General features: G+C 60.2%; 15 protein-coding genes. 7 read left to right on the top strand and 8 right to left on the bottom strand.

The window, feature by feature from the left end; all coding sequences use genetic code 11:
* Positions 1 to 134: 134 nt before the first annotated feature.
* The 6 genes from FHL16_RS03340 to mreB form a co-directional block, all read right to left on the bottom strand.
* Positions 135 to 3,938, bottom strand: a complete 3,804-nt coding sequence (locus FHL16_RS03340) for a YhdP family protein (protein ID WP_010463353.1) — start codon at positions 3,936 to 3,938, stop codon at positions 135 to 137.
* Positions 3,939 to 4,013: 75 nt separating this feature from the next.
* Positions 4,014 to 5,471, bottom strand: a complete 1,458-nt coding sequence (gene rng / locus FHL16_RS03335; protein ID WP_010463355.1) for a ribonuclease G — start codon at positions 5,469 to 5,471, stop codon at positions 4,014 to 4,016.
* Positions 5,472 to 5,528: 57 nt separating this feature from the next.
* A complete protein-coding gene (locus FHL16_RS03330) occupies positions 5,529 to 6,125 on the bottom strand; it encodes a Maf family protein (protein ID WP_077747418.1) in 597 nt (198 codons plus the stop codon).
* Between the two features lie 43 nt (positions 6,126 to 6,168).
* The gene (gene mreD, locus FHL16_RS03325; RefSeq protein ID WP_010463359.1) at positions 6,169 to 6,660 is read right to left on the bottom strand and encodes a rod shape-determining protein MreD; all 492 of its coding nucleotides are present in this window, start codon (positions 6,658 to 6,660) and stop codon (positions 6,169 to 6,171) included.
* Complete coding sequence (mreC, locus tag FHL16_RS03320) at positions 6,660 to 7,793, bottom strand: rod shape-determining protein MreC (RefSeq protein WP_077747417.1); 1,134 nt, start codon at positions 7,791 to 7,793, stop codon at positions 6,660 to 6,662. The genes mreD and mreC overlap by 1 nt, the downstream gene beginning before the upstream one ends.
* Before the next feature lie 140 nt (positions 7,794 to 7,933).
* Entirely contained in the window at positions 7,934 to 8,971 is a 1,038-nt protein-coding gene (gene mreB, locus FHL16_RS03315) for a rod shape-determining protein MreB (protein WP_002555108.1), read from the bottom strand.
* Positions 8,972 to 9,181: 210 nt separating this feature from the next.
* Between mreB and gatC the strand changes: the two genes are divergently transcribed.
* The 6 genes from gatC (at position 9,182) to FHL16_RS03285 (ending at position 14,402) form a co-directional block, all read left to right on the top strand.
* Positions 9,182 to 9,469 (top strand): Asp-tRNA(Asn)/Glu-tRNA(Gln) amidotransferase subunit GatC, encoded by a 288-nt coding sequence (gene gatC / locus FHL16_RS03310; RefSeq protein ID WP_007901429.1) that lies wholly within the window; start codon positions 9,182 to 9,184, stop codon positions 9,467 to 9,469.
* Positions 9,470 to 9,485: 16 nt separating this feature from the next.
* A complete protein-coding gene (gatA, locus tag FHL16_RS03305) occupies positions 9,486 to 10,937 on the top strand; it encodes an Asp-tRNA(Asn)/Glu-tRNA(Gln) amidotransferase subunit GatA (RefSeq protein WP_077747416.1) in 1,452 nt (483 codons plus the stop codon).
* A 10-nt stretch (positions 10,938 to 10,947) separates the two neighbouring features.
* Positions 10,948 to 12,393 (top strand): Asp-tRNA(Asn)/Glu-tRNA(Gln) amidotransferase subunit GatB, encoded by a 1,446-nt coding sequence (gene gatB / locus FHL16_RS03300; RefSeq protein ID WP_010463367.1) that lies wholly within the window; start codon positions 10,948 to 10,950, stop codon positions 12,391 to 12,393.
* Positions 12,394 to 12,541: 148 nt separating this feature from the next.
* Positions 12,542 to 12,916 (top strand): septal ring lytic transglycosylase RlpA family protein, encoded by a 375-nt coding sequence (locus FHL16_RS03295; protein WP_077747415.1) that lies wholly within the window; start codon positions 12,542 to 12,544, stop codon positions 12,914 to 12,916.
* 50 nt (positions 12,917 to 12,966) lie between these two features.
* The gene (locus FHL16_RS03290) at positions 12,967 to 14,025 is read left to right on the top strand and encodes a calcium/sodium antiporter (RefSeq protein ID WP_077747414.1); all 1,059 of its coding nucleotides are present in this window, start codon (positions 12,967 to 12,969) and stop codon (positions 14,023 to 14,025) included.
* Positions 14,022 to 14,402 carry a carboxymuconolactone decarboxylase family protein gene (locus tag FHL16_RS03285; RefSeq protein ID WP_010463373.1) on the top strand — a complete coding sequence of 127 codons (381 nt, stop codon included), beginning with the start codon at positions 14,022 to 14,024 and terminating at the stop codon, positions 14,400 to 14,402. The genes FHL16_RS03290 and FHL16_RS03285 overlap by 4 nt, the downstream gene beginning before the upstream one ends.
* Positions 14,403 to 14,503: 101 nt before the next feature.
* On the opposite strand, the gene FHL16_RS03280 is transcribed toward FHL16_RS03285, so the two are convergent.
* A complete protein-coding gene (locus FHL16_RS03280; protein WP_010463375.1) occupies positions 14,504 to 15,445 on the bottom strand; it encodes an AEC family transporter in 942 nt (313 codons plus the stop codon).
* A 246-nt stretch (positions 15,446 to 15,691) separates the two neighbouring features.
* Here FHL16_RS03280 and FHL16_RS03275 point away from each other — a divergent pair, with 246 nt between their 5' ends.
* Complete coding sequence (locus FHL16_RS03275) at positions 15,692 to 16,198, top strand: hypothetical protein (protein ID WP_077747413.1); 507 nt, start codon at positions 15,692 to 15,694, stop codon at positions 16,196 to 16,198.
* A 207-nt stretch (positions 16,199 to 16,405) separates the two neighbouring features.
* On the opposite strand, the gene garD is transcribed toward FHL16_RS03275, so the two are convergent.
* Entirely contained in the window at positions 16,406 to 17,959 is a 1,554-nt protein-coding gene (gene garD, locus FHL16_RS03270) for a galactarate dehydratase (RefSeq protein WP_010463378.1), read from the bottom strand.
* Between the last annotated feature and the right edge of the window lie 2 nt (positions 17,960 to 17,961).

Here is a 17,961-nt window from a genome sequence, read left to right as displayed (position 1 = left end):
GCTTGCCCGCGAAGGCATCTTGCCTGACACACTGCGGTGCGTCGATTCGCGGGCAAGCCTCGCGCCTACAAAGATCAGGGGCGTAGCATCAGAACCGAGGACCATGCTACTCCATAGATCTGGAGAGTGGCTTTTCAAAAAGGCTTGTCGAAGGTGATTTTCGGCTCTTTCCATGGGCCTTTGACGGTGTATTTGACGCTGGCGAAACGTGCCACGCGGTCACCGATCAGCTTGTCGATCAGGAACAGCGCACCGCCGATGGCCGGTGCGCCGACAATCAACGCGGCAATCGGCAGGTTGTTGGTCACCGGCAAAGTCACCAGCAGTTTTGCGTCAACCTGGTCGGCCACCAGGTTCAGGGTACCGTTCAGTTCGATGTTGCTCGACGGGCCAGTCAGCAGGATCGGTTCCTGCGTCACATAAACCCCGTTGGTCGCGGCCAGCAGACCTTTGACCCGGTCATAACTCAAGCCTTTGCCGAACAGGTCGGAGAAGTCCAGGCGCAGACGACGACCGATCGAGTTGAAGTTGAGCAGGCCAAACACCCGCAGGGCCTGGGCGCTGCCTTCGACCTCAACGAACTGGCCTTTATTCAACGAAGCATCGAGGGTGCCGGAGAAACGTTTGGTGGCCAGCCACGCCGGTGAACCCGGCCAGCGACCGTCGACATCCATGTGAAACTCTTCACTGGTGACGCTCGGCGCGAAACCCCAGCCTTTGAGCACGTCAGCGAGATTCTTGCCGCTGATCCGTCCTTTGTACCAACTGCTGGAGCTGCCAGGTATGCCCTCCCAGCCGCCACTGCCCTGCAACAAAATACCTTTGAGGCCCAGGTCCAGAGTATTGAGCGCAATACCTTTGGCAGTCGGACGGACTTTCAGATACCAGGCGCCGACGAGGTCCTGCCCCTGGAACAGCTGATTGATGGTGATGTCCAGCGCCGGGATCTTGGTCGGGTCCACCGAGGCCAGTGGATCCGGTGAGTTTTCGTCGGCGAGGACCGTCGGGTCGGGTGCTGGCAACCGCACGGTTTGCAGATTGATCGCAATCGGCGCGCCTTTCGCATCAGGGATGCTCGCGCTGCCCTTGACCTGCTGACTGTCGAGTTGCAAGGCCCACGCAGCCGGTTTGCGGTTCAACTGCACCGAGGCCTGATCGAGCGTCGTGCCGACACCGCTGAGCTTGCCAACCTTGAAGTCTGCACTGCTGAGCAACTGCTTGGCACTGCCGCCCGGATCCTGGCCAGCGTACTTGTCCGCCAGATCCTTCCATGGCCCGACATCCAGTTCCGACAGCACGCCGCGCACTCGCAGCCCTTTGGCGCCGGGCAGCACGGCACTGCCGCCGCCCAGGAACAACTCGCCACGACCGTCGGCAAAATTGCCGGGCGGCGCCGCAAACGTGAAGTCTGCCAGCGCACCATAATTGACCCAGTAGCGGCGTTCCGGCCCTTGCAGGGTCATGCGGAACGTGGTGTCGCGGCCAGCATCGGCAGTCATGCCAAACGGCGCCGGCAAGTCGATCGCCACGCCTTTGAGGCTGGAATTGACCGAGAGCTGGCTGTCAGGGCCATCCAGGCTCAGTTGCAGTTGATACGGGATCAGGCCGGACACCGGCAATGGCTGGGTGACGCTCAACCAGTCAGTGAGCTTCTTGACCTCGACCTGACCGGAGGCCGTCACACGAGTCTTGAGATTGCCCGCGCTGCCATCGGCAAAAATCTGCGCGGTGACCGGTTTATCGAAGGCACGCGCAGTGATGTTCTGCCCGCTCAAGCCCTTGGCGCTGTCGAAGCGGAAATCACCTTTGAGCTGCGTCAGCTCCAGGGAAGGCTCGGCCAGCTTCAACCGCGCCTTGGCGGTCTTGAAGTCGACAAGAATCTTCGGCTGCTCGCCTTTGACCAGTGGAATATCCAGCTTCAGCTTGCCTTGCAGATCGCCCTCGCCTTCCCATCCGGCAAAGGTTTCAGCCGTGCCGATTGGCGCTTCCTGGAGAATCTTCAGGCCATCACCCAACCCGCCGGAAAACCCGCCGTCGAGGAACAGGTGAACGCTTTGCCCTTCCGGCGCATGGGGAATATTGACGTAAATGTCGCGAACCTGCGTGTCGAGCAATTGGCCCTTACTGGCCAGAACTCGCACGCCACTGTCTTCCACGAACACATCACCGGTGACCTTGCTGACATGCGGCCAACCCGGCTGAAAGGCCAGTTCGGCATCGTGCACCTTGAAGAACAGGCTGATGCTGCGCGCGGTGTCGGCGGCGCCTTGGTTCAGCGAGCCCTGATACTGGAAGAAGCCCTGGTCCACCGCGCCTTTGAGAATCGCCGTGCGCAACCATTCGTCCAGCGCCGGGCTGAGCATGGTCGGCAGGTACTTGGCGGTGTAGCGACCGTCGCCGTCCACCAGGCCGACCCGCAGGTCCATGTAGTCTTCCTGGGTGTGGTCGAAATGCAGGCGGATCAGGAAGTCACCGGCAATCTTGCCCTCCTCCCCCAGCACCTTCAGGTACGGCGCGATCAGGGTGAAGCTTTCCTTGTCGAGCTTCCAGGTCAGCCGGGCGTTGGCCTGAATGTATTGCCACGGCTTGGCGAAAATCGGATCCAGGTGCAGGACAAAATCCTTGCTGTCCATCCGCAGTTCGCCCTGACCGAGGTCACCGCTGATGCTGCCGCTGACATTTCGTGCTGCCGGAGCGCCGTGATACGCGTCGAAGCCGACCTGATCGAGGTTGGCAGCAAAGCTGAACTTGCTGTCATCGGTGGCATTGGGACGCAGATCGATCAGCACGTTGCGCAGCCCACCGGTCACCTTGAGTCGCTCGACCGCAGTGGCAACACCTTCGGGCAGCGGCCCCAAGGCGTTAATCAGCGGCGTGAGCGGAGTGAGATCGAGACGGTCGGCCTGCAAGTGCCAAAGTTCTTCAGCCTTGTCGGTGGCGGCGGTTTGTCGAAGTTGCAAGCGCGACTCCCAGCGGGTCTCGCCGAAGTTCATGGCCAGAGAATCAAGGGTCACCAGCATGCCTTCGGTGCTGCGCTGAAAATAACCGTTGAGCGCCAGATTGTTGATCTGGATCGGCTTGCGTTCGCCGAAGGCGCCCTTGAGTTGCGGCGCGTTCAAACGAATGGCACCGCTTTGCAGCGCGCCTTTGCCCCAGTTCACCCAAAGCTCGCCGCCGGCCTTGAGCTCGGAGAAGTTCCATTGCCGGGTCAGACGTTCGGGCAACCATTTCGACCAGTCGCTTTGCGGCAGGCTCAGGTAGGCCTCGGCCTCGCCATCCTTCCACTGGCTGGCGCGGATCCGCGTGTGCACACTCATGGCCACCGGTTGACCATCTGGCAGATTAAGACGGACATCGAGGCGCTGGCGGGAGACGCCGGTTTTCAGATTCAGGCCAACGTAGGTCAGGGTCAGCGGCGAGTGGTCCACAGGTTGCAACGTCACCTGACTGTCGATTACCGATAGCTGCTGGACCATTTGCAGGCGGTTGAGCAGTTGCTCCGGATCAAGCGGCTGGTCCTGTTGCACGGGCAACCCTTCCAGCGCCCACTGACCGTCCGCGCCTTCCTTGAGGCTGATCTTCAGGCCGTTGAGTTCCAGGTGGGCAATGCGCACTTCGCGAGCCAACAGGCTTTCCCAAAGGTCTGGCACCGCTCGCACCTGATCCAGGTGCAGGGCGTTGGCGCCCTCGCCGACCGTCACATCGTGCGCCAGCAAAATCGGCGCGAAGCCGCTCCAGTTACCTTCCAGCTTGCCGATCTGCAGCGGCATGCCCAAGGCGGCGCTGGCTTTGGTTTCGACGTCGGCGCGGTATTCGGCCACCAGAGGCGTCAGCTCCCGGCCGAGGCTGACGTACAACGCCATCAACACCAGGACCAACGCGCACAGGCCAAGACCCCAGCGGGTCAGTGCGGCCAAAATGCGTGTCAGACGTTCCATGTCAGTTGGCTCCCATGGCAAAAATACTGCAAAAAGCTGAGGCCAGCCGTTCTAGTAAGGGTGAAACACAGCGATTCAGAGCAGCACCACGTCGTATTGTTCCTGGGAATACATGGTTTCCACCTGGAAACGAATGGTGCGTCCGATAAATCCTTCAAGCTCAGCGACATTACCCGACTCTTCATCAAGCAAACGGTCGACGACTTTCTGGTTCGCCAATACACGATAGCCTTCCGCTTGATAGGCACGCGCCTCGCGGAGGATTTCGCGGAAAATTTCATAGCAGACCGTTTCCGGCGTCTTGAGCTTGCCGCGGCCCTGACAGCTGCTGCACGGTTCGCACAACACTTGTTCGAGGCTTTCACGGGTGCGCTTGCGCGTCATCTGCACCAGCCCCAACTCGGTGATGCCAATGATATTGGTCTTGGCGTGATCGCGTTCCAGCTGCTTCTCGAGGGTCCGCAGCACCTGGCGCTGGTGCTCTTCGTCTTCCATGTCGATGAAGTCGATGATGATGATTCCGCCCAGATTGCGCAGGCGCAGCTGGCGGGCAATGGCGGTCGCGGCTTCGAGGTTGGTCTTGAAGATGGTTTCTTCGAGGTTGCGATGGCCGACGAACGCCCCGGTGTTGACGTCGATGGTGCTCATGGCTTCGGCCGGGTCGACCACCAGATAACCGCCAGACTTGAGCGGCACTTTGCGCTCGAGGGCTTTCTGGATTTCGTCTTCGACGCCGTACAGGTCGAAAATCGGCCGCTCGCCCGGATAATGCTCAAGACGATCGGCGATTTCCGGCATCAGTTCGGCGACGAACTGCGTGGTTTTCTGAAAGGTTTCCCGAGAGTCGATGCGGATCTTCTCGATCTTCGGGCTGACCAGGTCGCGCAGCGTACGCAACGCCAGGCCGAGGTCCTCGTAGATCACACTCGGCGCACCGATGGTTTTGATCTGCTCGTTGATCTGATCCCAGAGACGGCGCAGGTAGCGGATGTCCATGAGGATTTCATCGGCACCGGCCCCTTCGGCGGCGGTACGCAGGATAAAACCGCCCGCCTCCTTGATGCCTTCTTTGGCCACGCAATCGGTGACGACTTGCTTGAGGCGTTCGCGCTCGGCTTCGTCCTCGATCTTCAGCGAAATGCCGACGTGGGCCGTGCGCGGCATGTACACCAGATAACGCGACGGAATCGACAACTGAGTGGTCAGACGTGCGCCTTTGGAGCCGATCGGGTCCTTGGTGACCTGGACAACCAGACTCTGGCCTTCGTGAACCAGCGCGCTGATGCTCTCCACCGCCGGGCCTTCGCGCAAGGATATTTCCGAGGCGTGAATGAACGCCGCGCGGTCCAGGCCGATATCGACGAAGGCGGCTTGCATGCCCGGCAATACCCGCACGACCTTGCCTTTATAGATGTTGCCGACGATCCCGCGCTTTTGCGTGCGCTCGACATGGACCTCTTGCAGGACACCGTTTTCAACCACTGCCACGCGCGATTCCATCGGCGTGATGTTGATCAGAATCTCTTCACTCATGGCAGGGTCTCGTCCAGGCATGTTCACGATAATGGCCGCATCTTGTCAGTACGACGCTCAGCGCGCGTTAAGGGTTTGCCAACAGGGTATGCCGAAATGGCCGAGCAGCTCAGCGGTTTCGCACAGCGGCAGTCCAACCACTGCCGAGTAACTGCCATTGAGCCCGGCGACAAACACCGCGCCCAGTCCTTGAATGCCATAACCACCGGCCTTGTCACGGGGTTCGCCACTGGCCCAGTAGGCCGCCGCTTCATCGTGAGCGATGTTGCGAAAACGCACCAGACTGCGTACTACCCGGGACTCACAACGCTCACCGTCGAGCACCGCAATGGCGGTCAACACTTCGTGTTCCTGACCGGCCAACATCATAAGCATGGCGCACGCATCGGCTTCGTCCACCGGTTTGCCGAGAATTTTCCCGTTGAGCACCACGGCGGTGTCGGCGCCCAGCACGCAAAAATCGGCGTCGGACACGACCGCGCCGCGCCCGGCCTCGGCTTTGCCGCGCGCCAGGCGCTCGACATAGTCCGACGGGGATTCTTGAGTTAAAGGGGTTTCATCGATGTCCGCGCTGATGGCGGAGAACGGCACGCCGATCTGCGTGAGCAGTTCACGCCGACGCGGCGAGCCTGAGGCGAGGTAAAGCACTTTCATCTAGACATCTCCCTGTCGAGGTACTGGCAGATGCCTGACCGAATTAATTGATCTTGTAGCGCCGACGCAAACCGCGCAAACCGTAGCTGATCCACGGCCAGAGTAATGCACTGACCAGTGCTGGCAAGACCAGCGCCAGTGTGGGCTGTCGATTGCCGGTCAAAGCGCTGAGCCATAGTTGAACAAGCTGCGCGAGGCCGAAGATGACCAGGATCACCAGGCTTTGTTGCCACATCGGGAACATGCGCAGGCGCTGTTGCAGCGACAGCACCAGGAAGGTGATCAGGGTCAGGATCAACGCGTTCTGGCCCAGCAACGTGCCGTACAGCACGTCTTCGGCCAGGCCCAGGCACCACGCGGTGACCATGCCGACCTTCTGCGGCAAGTACAACGCCCAGAAGGCCAGCAGCAAGGCCAGCCAGAGCGGACGGAGGATTTCCATGAATTGCGGCAGCGGTGAAACGCTGAGCAGCATGCCAATGGCAAACGTCAGCCAGATCATCCAGTCATTTCGGGATGCGGTTGCACCGACCATTATTCTCGTCCCCCTGTGGAAGCCGGCGCGGAGACAGGCGGTTTGGTGGCAGGCTTCACCGCGGCCGGTTGAGTGGCCGGCGGTTTGGTTGCGGCAGGTTGTGATGCAGGGGGCTTGGCGGCCGCAGGTTTGGCCGGGGGTGCCGCCGGTGCTGGTGCTGCCGGTGTTGCGGCGGGCGTAGCAGCAGGCGCGGGCACCACCACGGTCGCCGGCACAGGTTTAGGCACGGTCGCCGGAATGATCGGCCCGCCGCCGTGCTGGTCCAGCGCTTCTTGCGCCTGGGCAGCATCGTTGGCGCGCTCTTCGGCTGTGCGACCGTCGGTGAACACCAGCAGCAGGTAACGGCTGCGGTTCAACGCCGCGGTCGGCACGGCACGCACGATGGCAAACGGCTGGCCGGAATCGTGGATCACTTCCTTGACCGTCGCAACCGGGTAACCCGCAGGGAATCGCTGACCGAGACCGGAACTGACCAGCAGATCGCCTTCCTTGATATCAGCCGTGTCCGCGACGTGACGCAGTTCCAGGCGCTCCGGGTTGCCGGTGCCGCTGGCAATCGCCCGCAGACCGTTGCGGTTTACCTGCACCGGAATACTGTGGGTAGTGTCGGTCAGCAACAGCACACGGGAGGTATAAGGCATCAATTCGACCACCTGGCCCATCAGACCGCGGGCATCGAGCACCGGCTGACCGAGGACCACACCGTCACGCTCACCTTTATTGATGATGATGCGATGGGTGAAGGGGTTGGGGTCCATGCCGATCAACTCGGCCACTTCGACCTTCTCGTTGACCAGCGCAGAGGAATTGAGCAACTCGCGCAGCCGAACGTTCTGCTCGGTGAGGGCGGCAAGCTTTTGCATGCGACCCTGCAACAGCAGGTTTTCGGTCTTGAGTTTTTCGTTTTCGGCGACGAGCTCGGTACGGCTGCCGAACTGGCTGGCCACCCCCTGCCATAGCCGCTGCGGCAGGTCCGTGATCCAGTAAGACTGCATCAGTACCAGCGACATTTGGCTACGCACTGGCTTGAGCAGTGTGAAGCGGGCATCGACCACCATCAGCGCGACCGATAGCACGACCAGCACCAACAAGCGCACGCCCAGTGAAGGCCCTTTGGTGAAAAGCGGTTTAATAAGCCGCTCCTCCCAGGCAAATGTTTTGTTTATTCATACGGCAGACCGGCCTGGATACAGACTGACAGAAGGTAAACGCAAACAGGCAGCACTGCAAAGTGCCGCCTGCGCGCTCAACAGCATAGATGCATCGGGCGAGATCACTCGCTCGACAGCAGGTCCATGGTGTGTTTATCCATCATTTCCAATGCACGGCCACCGCCGCGAGCAACGCAGGTCAGCGGGTCTTCGGCAACGATCACCGGCAGACCTGTTTCCTGGGCCAGCAACTTGTCGAGGTCACGCAACAAGGCGCCACCACCGGTCAGTACCAGGCCACGCTCGGCGATGTCGGAAGCCAGTTCCGGAGGCGATTGCTCCAGCGCACTTTTCACAGCCTGAACGATGGTGGCCAGGGACTCTTGCAGAGCTTCCAGCACTTCGTTGGAGTTCAGGGTGAAGGCACGTGGAACGCCTTCGGCCAGGTTACGGCCACGAACGTCGACTTCACGCACTTCGCCGCCCGGGTAGGCCGTACCGATTTCCTGCTTGATGCGCTCGGCGGTGGATTCGCCGATCAGGCTGCCGTAGTTGCGACGCACATAGGTGATAATCGCTTCGTCGAAGCGGTCGCCGCCAACACGAACGGATTCGGCGTACACCACACCGTTCAGGGAGATCAGCGCGATTTCAGTGGTACCGCCACCGATATCGACGACCATCGAACCGCGTGCTTCTTCAACCGGCAGGCCGGCACCGATCGCGGCAGCCATCGGCTCTTCGATCAGGAACACTTCACGTGCACCAGCACCAAGGGCCGATTCACGGATGGCACGACGCTCAACCTGGGTGGATTTGCACGGAACGCAGATCAGCACACGCGGGCTTGGCTGCAGGAAGCTGTTTTCGTGAACCTTGTTGATAAAGTATTGCAGCATCTTTTCGCAGACGCTGAAGTCGGCAATCACGCCGTCCTTCATCGGACGAATGGCAGCAATGTTGCCCGGCGTACGGCCGAGCATACGCTTCGCCTCGGTGCCGACAGCAACGACACTTTTCTGGTTACCGTGTGTCCGAATAGCCACAACCGATGGCTCATTCAGGACGATACCGCGCTCGCGCACGTAAATAAGGGTGTTGGCAGTGCCCAGGTCAATGGAAAGATCGCTGGAAAACATGCCACGCAGTTTCTTGAACATGGGAAAGGGACCCTAGGCAACGCGTGGGTAAAAAAGTGCGGCAAACTCTAACAACGACAGGGATTTTGGGCAAGGCGCCAATATGTTAAATTGGCCGCTTTTCTGTGCACCAACCCCCACAATCGCGGCCTTATGACCGTAGAAATGCGGTAGTGTTCCGACAATCTAACACACGGACGCCGTCCGTTCTGTTTTCCACTGGAGATTCCCATGGCGCTTGAACGCTCCGACGTGGAAAAAATCGCTCATCTGGCCTGCCTTGGCCTCAATGATGCCGATCTTCCACACATTACTTCAGCCCTGAACAGCATTCTCGGGCTGGTCGACGAAATGCAGGCGGTCAATACCGACGGTATCGAGCCGCTCGCCCACCCACTGGAAGCCAGCCAGCGCCTGCGTGCAGACGTCGTGACCGAGACCAATCATCGCGAGGCCTACCAGTCCATCGCACCAGCGGTCGAAAACGGCCTGTACCTGGTTCCGAAAGTCATCGACTAAAGGGAAAGAGCCTGCAATGCATCAATTGACTCTGGCCGAGATCGCCCGCGGACTCGCCGATAAAAAGTTTTCTTCCGAAGAGCTGACCAAAACCCTGCTGGCGCGTATCGCCCAGCTCGATCCGCAGCTCAACAGCTTCATCAGCCTCACCGAAGACCTGGCGCTCCAGCAGGCGAAAGCCGCTGACGCACGCCGCGCCAAAGGTGAGAGCGGCGCCCTGCTCGGCGCGCCGATCGCCCACAAAGACCTGTTCTGCACCCTGGGCATCCGCACCAGCTGTGGCTCGAAGATGCTCGACAACTTCAAAGCCCCGTACGACGCCACGGTCGTTGCCAAACTGGCGGCTGCCGGCGCGGTGACCCTGGGCAAGACCAACATGGACGAATTCGCCATGGGGTCGGCCAACGAGTCGAGCTACTACGGCCCGGTGAAAAACCCGTGGAATCTGGAATACGTTCCGGGCGGTTCGTCCGGCGGTTCGGCGGCCGCGGTTGCCGCGCGCCTGTTGCCGGCGGCCACTGGCACCGACACCGGCGGTTCGATCCGCCAACCCGCCGCACTGACCAACCTCACCGGCCTGAAACCGACGTACGGTCGTGTTTCGCGCTGGGGCATGATTGCCTACGCGTCCAGCCTCGATCAGGGCGGCCCTCTGGCTCGCACCGCCGAAGACTGCGCGATCCTGCTGCAAGGCATGGCCGGTTTCGACCCGCAAGATTCCACCAGCATCGACGAGCCAGTGCCTGATTACAGCGCCAGCCTCAACGGCTCGCTGCAAGGCCTGCGCATCGGCGTGCCCAAGGAATACTTCGGCGCCGGCCTCGACCCGCGCATTGCCGATCTGATCCACAACAGCATCAAGGAGCTGGAAAAGCTCGGTGCCGTGATCAAGGAAATCAGCCTGCCGAACATGCAGCACGCGATCCCGGCGTACTACGTGATCGCCCCGGCGGAAGCGTCTTCCAACCTGTCGCGTTTCGACGGCGTGCGCTTTGGCCATCGCTGCGAGAACCCGAAAGACCTGATCGATCTGTACAAGCGTTCCCGTGGCGAAGGTTTCGGCCCGGAAGTGCAGCGCCGGATCATGGTCGGTGCCTACGCGCTGTCGGCCGGTTACTACGACGCCTACTACTTGAAGGCGCAGAAGATCCGTCGCTTGATCAAGAACGACTTCATGGCAGCCTTTAATGAGGTCGACATCATCCTCGGCCCAACCACGCCGAACCCGGCCTGGAAGCTCGGCGCCAAAAACAGCGACCCGGTGGCTGCGTACCTGGAAGACGTCTACACCATCACCGCCAACCTCGCGGGTCTGCCGGGCTTGTCCATGCCTGCCGGTTTCGTCGATGGTCTGCCGGTCGGCGTGCAATTGCTCGCCCCGTATTTCCAGGAAGGTCGCCTGTTGAACGTTGCCCATCAGTATCAATTGAACACTGACTGGCACACCCGCACCCCAACCGGCTTCTGAGGAGAAACACATGCAATGGGAAGTCGTGATCGGGCTGGAGATTCATACCCAGCTCACCACCCGGTCGAAAATCTTTTCCGGTAGCTCCACCACGTTCGGTTCCGAGCCGAACACCCAGGCCAGCCTCGTTGACCTCGGCATGCCTGGCGTACTGCCGGTGCTGAACCAGGAAGCCGTGCGCATGGCCGTGATGTTCGGCCTGGCGATCGATGCCGAGATCGGCCAGCACAACGTGTTCGCCCGTAAAAACTATTTCTACCCGGATCTGCCGAAGGGCTACCAGATCAGCCAGATGGAATTGCCGATCGTCGGCAAGGGCCACCTGGACATCGCCATGGAAGACGGCACGATCAAACGTGTCGGCGTCACCCGTGCGCACCTGGAAGAAGACGCCGGTAAAAGCCTGCACGAAGAGTTCAACGGCGCCACCGGCATCGACCTGAACCGTGCCGGCACGCCGCTGTTGGAAATCGTCTCCGAGCCGGACATGCGCAGTGCCAAGGAAGCCGTGGCCTACGTCAAGACCATCCACGCGCTGGTGCGTTACCTGGGCATCTGCGACGGAAACATGGCCGAAGGCTCGCTGCGTTGTGACTGCAACGTGTCGATCCGCCCGAAAGGCCAGGTTGAATTCGGCACGCGCTGCGAGATCAAGAACGTCAACTCGTTCCGCTTCATCGAGAAGGCGATCAACAGCGAAGTGCGTCGTCAGATCGAGCTGATCGAAGACGGCGGCAAAGTGATCCAGCAGACCCGCCTGTACGATCCGAACAAGGACGAAACCCGTCCGATGCGCAGCAAAGAGGAAGCCAACGACTACCGTTACTTCCCCGACCCGGACCTGCTGCCGGTGGTCATCGAAGACTCGTTCCTCGACGAAGTACGCGCCACGCTGCCGGAATTGCCACCACAGAAACGCGAGCGCTTCCAGGCGCAGTTCGGCCTGTCGGTGTATGACGCCAGCGTCCTGGCCACCAGCCGCGAGCAAGCCGATTACTTCGAGAAAGTCGTGAGCATCAGCGGCGACGCCAAGCTGGCGGCCAACTGGGTTATGGTTGAACTGGGCAGCCTGCTGAACAAGCAAGGCGTTGAAATCGACCAGTCGCCGGTCTCGGCCGAGCAACTGGGCGGCATGCTGCTGCGCATCAAGGACAACACCATCTCCGGCAAGATCGCCAAGGTGGTGTTTGAAGCGATGGCCAACGGCGAAGGCAGCGCGGACGAGATCATCGACAAGCGCGGCCTCAAGCAAGTGACCGACAGCGGCGCGATCTCGGCGGTGCTGGACGAAATGCTCGCGGCCAACGCCGAGCAGGTCGAGCAATACCGCGCGGCAGACGAAGCCAAACGCGGCAAGATGTTCGGCTTCTTCGTCGGCCAGGCCATGAAAGCCTCCAAAGGCAAGGCCAACCCGCAACAGGTCAACGAACTGCTGAAAAGCAAGCTCGAAGGCTGATGAGCATGGAGCCAGATTTAAAGCCTGGCTCCGATCCCTGTGGGAGCGAGCCTGCTCGCGATGACGGCAGCACATCCAACATTGATGTGTCAGACAGCCCGCCATCGCGAGCAGGCTCGCTCCCACATTTGTATGTGGATACCTTTAAATGAATCGTCTACTGGGTGCCTGCGCCCTGCTCGCTCTGCTGGCCGGTTGCGCCAGTAACGACATCATCGACCCACACGGCTACGACAAGACCGGTACGGCGTCCTATTACGGTGCCAAACACCAAGGCAAACGCACTGCCAGCGGCGAGCGTTTCAACAAGAATTCCCTGACCGCCGCCCATCGCCAATTGCCGTTCGGCACGCGGGTGAAGGTCACCAATCTGAATAACGACAAGTCCTGCGTGGTCCGAATCAACGACCGCGGGCCGCACACCCGCGGGCGCCTGATTGATCTTTCACACGAGGCCGCCGAACAACTGGGTATGCTCCGTAGCGGCACCGCACGGGTTCGCGTGCAAGCCCTCGACGATTAACAGACGGAGCCCCGACCATTTTCGGACTTGCCGATTTACCCCTGATCAGCCTGATTGAGTTGCTCGGCGGCCTGCTGTTGCTGATCGCCGGTGCCGAACTGATGGTCCGTGGCGCCGTGCGCCTGGCGGCGCGCTTGCAGGTGCGGCCGCTGATCATCGGGCTGACCATCGTCGCCTTGGGCAGCAGCGCACCGCAGATGGCGGTCAGCCTGCAAGCCACCCTGGCGCAAAACGCCGACATCGCCGTCGGCAGTGTGATCGGCAGCAGCATCTTCAACATCCTCGTCACCTTGGGGCTTTCGGCGCTGATCATTCCGCTGCGGGTTTCACGGCAACTGGTGCGCCTGGATATTCCACTGATGATCGGCGCCAGCCTGCTGGTGTTTGTATTGGCGTGGAATGAAGAGCTGACCCGCATGGACGGCATCGTTCTGCTGGCGGCCCTGGCGCTGTACCTGGGCTTGTTGCTGCGCCAGTCGCGGCACTCGACCCGTCCGCCCTCCCACGACGGAACCCCCCAGGCACCGTGGTTCAGCAGCGTGCTGATGATCGTCGCCGGACTGGCGATGCTGGTCTACGCCGGCCATTTGTTGCTGGGCGCCGCCGTGGCGGTTGCGACCGATCTGGGTCTGTCGGAGCGGGTCATCGGCCTGACCATCGTCGCCATCAGCACCTCCCTGCCGGAACTGGCCACCTCATTGATCGCGGCCTTGCGCGGTCAGCGGGACATTGCCGTGGGTAACGTGATCGGCAGCAACCTGTTCAACCTCCTGGGCGTACTCGGCCTGACCGCGCTTGTCGCCCCCTCGCCGCTGTCGGTCTCGCCCAATGCCCTGGATTTCGACCTGCCGGTGATGCTCGGTGTGGCGGTGCTGTGCCTGCCGCTGTTCTACACCGGTTACAGGGTGACCCGCGCCGAAGGTCTGCTGTTTTTGGGGTTGTATCTCGCTTACGGTCTGCACGTGGTGTCGTTCACCACCGGCATGCCCCTGGCCGGCAAGCTTGAACACTTGATGCTGTTTTTCGTCCTGCCGGCGCTGGTGGCGTTTCTGCTGTTCACATCGCTGCGCGCCTGGCGTCGCCAACACCACAAGAGGGAAATGCCATGACTGACAACAAAAAGCCTGGTGTAGAAGTCCGCCGCCAGGTGATGGGCGATGCGTTCGTCGACCGCGCACTGGGCAATGCCACTGAGTTCACCCAGCCGCTGCAGGACTTCGTCAATGAACACGCCTGGGGCGCCGTGTGGAACCGCGAAGGCCTGCCGCTGAAAACCCGCAGTCTGATCACCCTCGCCGCGCTGACGGCGTTGAAGTGCCCGCAGGAGTTGAAAGGCCACGTCCGCGGCGCGCTGAACAACGGCTGCACCGTGGAAGAGATTCGCGAGGCGTTGCTGCATTGCGCGGTGTACGCCGGTGTGCCGGCGGCGATTGATGCGTTTCGGGCGGCGCAGGAAGTGATCGACAGCTATCAGAAGCCTGAGTGAGTCTTCAAAAGTTGTGGTGACAGGACTGGCGCCTTCGCGGGCAAGCCTCGCTCCTACAGGGCGAGGCTTGCCAGCCCTGGACACCAGCGAAAATCCCGACGCTAGATCCACTCCCCCCACTGCAACAAAAAGATTCCGACATTGGTGGTGACCGCCGCCATCAACGTGGTGATCACGATGATCGCCGCCGCCAGTTCATGATTGCCGTTGGCCTGGCGGGCCATGACAAAACTGGCCGCGGCGGTCGGGCTGCCGAAGTACAGAAACAGAATCCCCAACTCAGCCCCGCGAAATCCCCAAAGCCATGCCCCCAACGTCGCCAACACTGGCAAGCCGATCATCTTCACCAGACTTGAGCTGAGCGCCATCTTGCCGCTTTTGCGCAATGCCGCCAGTGATAGCGTGCCGCCGATGCAGATCAACGCCAACGGCAACGTGGTTTGCGCCAGGTACTGGCCAGACGTTTCCAGCCATCCCGGCAAGCCGATCTTGAAATAGGCAAAGGGCGCCGCCGCCAACACACTGATGATCAGCGGGTTGACCATCACGCTTTTGCAGATGCTCCACGGATCGGACTTGATCACGGGGCTGTACACCGCCAGCACAATGGTCGAGAGCGTGTTGTAAAACAGGATCACCAGCGCCGCGAGAATCGCCCCGAGAGAAATCCCGTAATCGCCGTACATGCTGGCCGCCAACGCAAGGCCGATGACTCCGTTGTTGCCGCGAAAAGCGCCTTGGGTATAAATCCCTCGATCTTCACGCGGGCACTTCCAGATCGCCCAGCCCCAGGCGATGGCAAAACACGCCAGGGTGGCCAGCGAGAAGTAGATCAGCAGCGCCGGTTGCAACGCGGCGTGCAGGTCGGCATGCAGGATGCCCAGAAACAGCAGCGCCGGCATGGTGACGTTGAACACCAGGGCCGACGCGGTGTGGATGAAGTTGTCGTTGATCCAGTCGATGCGCTTGAGCAACACCCCCAGAAACAGCATGGCAAACACCGGCGCGGTGATGTTCAGGGTTTCGAGGAAGATAGCCAGCATGCCGGGGGGAACCTTGGGTGGGCGTCGTTAGGGGGCTAATGATAAGCGACTGGGGACCTTTGCGTGTGAGAGAACGACTTCGCTGACATGGTCACGTCCTGCACTGATTTTCTATAAATCCCACTGATTTCGAGCTGAAATTTGTGTGGACCGTTCGTCGCTACTGTCAGATCTGACAGTAGCCAATGCTTAGTCGTCGGGCACTTAATAATCCCGCAAATAAAACAAATTACAGGAGTAAAAAATATGTCAGTTAAATCAACAGGCGATAAATTTTCAGGCGCTTCAAAAACCGGTACTGTCTCAGAGAACAACGAGGACTGGGAAAGAGAACCCCTCCAGTCTTTTTTGTTGCAACTACCCGTGCGATTCAGTAACAATTTAATCGTTACTGTCGAAGATCAACCGGACGATAAAACCTCAGGAATAGTAAAAGCTCCCGATGGGGCGGGCTTCGGCGATAAAAGTCTATATTTGCCAAGTGGTTCCAGATTGAAATTTTCATTTGGAAACTATGTGAATAGCCTGAGGTTCCAGATCAAGGCAGCTGGCGGCAATGAAAGTGGTACTGCCTATATTATTGCAATGAAGAAAGAAGACGTCGTATACGGCGCCCCTATCAGTTCCGAAGACAAAGCGTTCGAAATTGCAGAAATACCCTTTGACGTACTATTGATCGCCGGCTTTTCTGGCAAATTATCCGTGACCGCTGGCAACCTTTATCTGGATAATCTGGCGTGGTCATTGGTTTAGTCTGAGGCATCCATAAAAAGCTAAAAGCACCGCATTAACACTTGATCGACAAGGTATTTAGGGTGCTGATCGAAAGCCATCCTCCATTGCTACTGACGATCAGTAATCGCTGTAGCGATGGAGAGGCGGCGCGCCTTATCTGCCGGTGAACTCTACTTGGGTGATCGCATTCCGAGTCGAATCCAGCATAGTTCACCCAGCGCTATCTCATGTTATCGGCGCCGGGTTGAACAGGGTGATGTCGTTATGCAGTTTGTGCTGCTCGGCCCACGTCTGCTTCTTGCCGCTCGCCACGTCCAGGTAGTAGTGGAACAACTCCCACCCAAGGTCTTCAATCGAAGCGCGTCCGGTCGCAATACGCCCGGCATCGATGTCGATCAGGTCCGGCCAGCGCTGTGCCAGTTCGGTCCGGGTCGATACCTTGACCACCGGCGCCATCGCCAAACCATAAGGCGTGCCGCGCCCGGTGGTGAACACATGCAGGTTCATCCCCGCCGCCAACTGCAACGTCCCGCAGACAAAATCACTGGCCGGGGTCGCGCAGAAGATCAGCCCTTTGCGCTTGAAGCGCTCGCCAGGGCCGAGCACGCCATTGATCGCACTGCTACCGGATTTGACGATCGAGCCCAAGGACTTTTCGACAATGTTCGACAACCCGCCCTTCTTGTTGCCCGGCGTGGTGTTGGCGCTGCGGTCCGCCTCACCCTTGGCCAGGTAACGGTCGTACCAGTCCATTTCCCGCACCAGTTCCTGAGCAACCTCCTCAGTTTCCGCGCGGGAGGTCAGCAGATAAATCGCGTCGCGCACCTCGGTAACTTCGGAAAACATCACCGTCGCGCCAGCGCGCAACAACAAATCAGAGGCATAACCCAGCGCAGGGTTGGCGGTGATGCCGGAAAACGCATCGCTGCCGCCGCACTGCATGCCCAGGATCAGCTCGGACGCCGGCACAGTTTCCCGGCGACGCTGATCGAGCTTCTTCAAACGGGTCTCGGCCAGCGCCATGATCTGCTCGATCATCTCAGTGAAACCGTGACTCGAATCCTGCAAGCGGTACAACCACGGCTCGCTCAAATCCACCGAGCTGTCGCCCTCGTGCATCACCTGCCCGGCCTGCAATTTCTCGCAGCCCAGGCTGATGACCAAGGCTTCGCCACCCAGGTTCGGGTTGCGCGCCAGATTGCGTACGGTGCGGATCGGGATGTACGCGTCAGTGGCAGTGATCGCCACCCCGCAGCCGTAGCTGTGGGTCAGCGCCACCACGTCATCGACGTTCGGGTACTTGGGCAGCAATTCATCCTTGATGCGCTTGACCGCATGGTCGAGCACGCCGGTCACGCACTGGACGGTCGTCGTAATCCCGAGAATATTGCGCGTGCCAACGGTCCCGTCGGCGTTGCGATACCCCTCGAAGGTGTAACCGTCCAGCGGTGCCTGGGCCGCAGGCACTTCGGTGGACAGCGGCAGGCTGTCCAGCGGTGGCGCGGTGGGCATGCGCAGTTGATCTTCCTTGACCCAGCTGCCGCGCGGGATCGGCTGCAACGCATAGCCAATGGTCTGGCCGTAACGAATCACCTGGCCGCCTTCGGGAATGTCCTCGAGGGTGACTTTATGGCTCTGCGGCACGAAGTCCACCGTCACCAGGCCATCTGGAAACTCGGTACCGGCCGGTACGCCTTGGTCGTTGACCACGATCACGACGTTGTCCCGCTCGTGCAGGCGGATGTAGCGCGGCGAGTCGGAATGTTCAATCAACTGCATGA

Source organism: Pseudomonas sp. FSL W5-0299 (assembly GCF_005930655.1).
Taxonomy (GTDB): domain Bacteria; phylum Pseudomonadota; class Gammaproteobacteria; order Pseudomonadales; family Pseudomonadaceae; genus Aquipseudomonas; species Aquipseudomonas mandelii.
The sequence above is the reverse complement of the archived record's forward strand: the minus strand, read 5'-3'. Positions and strand labels throughout refer to the sequence as shown.

Bases quoted from the DNA above. Each gene is read 5' to 3' on its own strand.
- mreB (WP_002555108.1), bottom strand. From the start codon at position 8,971: ATGTTCAAGAAACTGCGTGGCATGTTTTCCAGCGATCTTTCCATTGAC.
- FHL16_RS03275 (WP_077747413.1), top strand. From the start codon at position 15,692: ATGTCAGTTAAATCAACAGGCGATAAATTTTCAGGCGCTTCAAAAACC.
- gatB (WP_010463367.1), top strand. From the start codon at position 10,948: ATGCAATGGGAAGTCGTGATCGGGCTGGAGATTCATACCCAGCTCACC.
- mreD (WP_010463359.1), bottom strand. From the start codon at position 6,660: ATGGTCGGTGCAACCGCATCCCGAAATGACTGGATGATCTGGCTGACG.
- FHL16_RS03280 (WP_010463375.1), bottom strand. From the start codon at position 15,445: ATGCTGGCTATCTTCCTCGAAACCCTGAACATCACCGCGCCGGTGTTT.
- gatA (WP_077747416.1), top strand. From the start codon at position 9,486: ATGCATCAATTGACTCTGGCCGAGATCGCCCGCGGACTCGCCGATAAA.
- FHL16_RS03285 (WP_010463373.1), top strand. From the start codon at position 14,022: ATGACTGACAACAAAAAGCCTGGTGTAGAAGTCCGCCGCCAGGTGATG.
- FHL16_RS03295 (WP_077747415.1), top strand. From the start codon at position 12,542: ATGAATCGTCTACTGGGTGCCTGCGCCCTGCTCGCTCTGCTGGCCGGT.
- rng (WP_010463355.1), bottom strand. From the start codon at position 5,471: ATGAGTGAAGAGATTCTGATCAACATCACGCCGATGGAATCGCGCGTG.
- gatC (WP_007901429.1), top strand. From the start codon at position 9,182: ATGGCGCTTGAACGCTCCGACGTGGAAAAAATCGCTCATCTGGCCTGC.
- garD (WP_010463378.1), bottom strand. From the start codon at position 17,959: ATGCAGTTGATTGAACATTCCGACTCGCCGCGCTACATCCGCCTGCAC.
- FHL16_RS03330 (WP_077747418.1), bottom strand. From the start codon at position 6,125: ATGAAAGTGCTTTACCTCGCCTCAGGCTCGCCGCGTCGGCGTGAACTG.
- FHL16_RS03340 (WP_010463353.1), bottom strand. From the start codon at position 3,938: ATGGAACGTCTGACACGCATTTTGGCCGCACTGACCCGCTGGGGTCTT.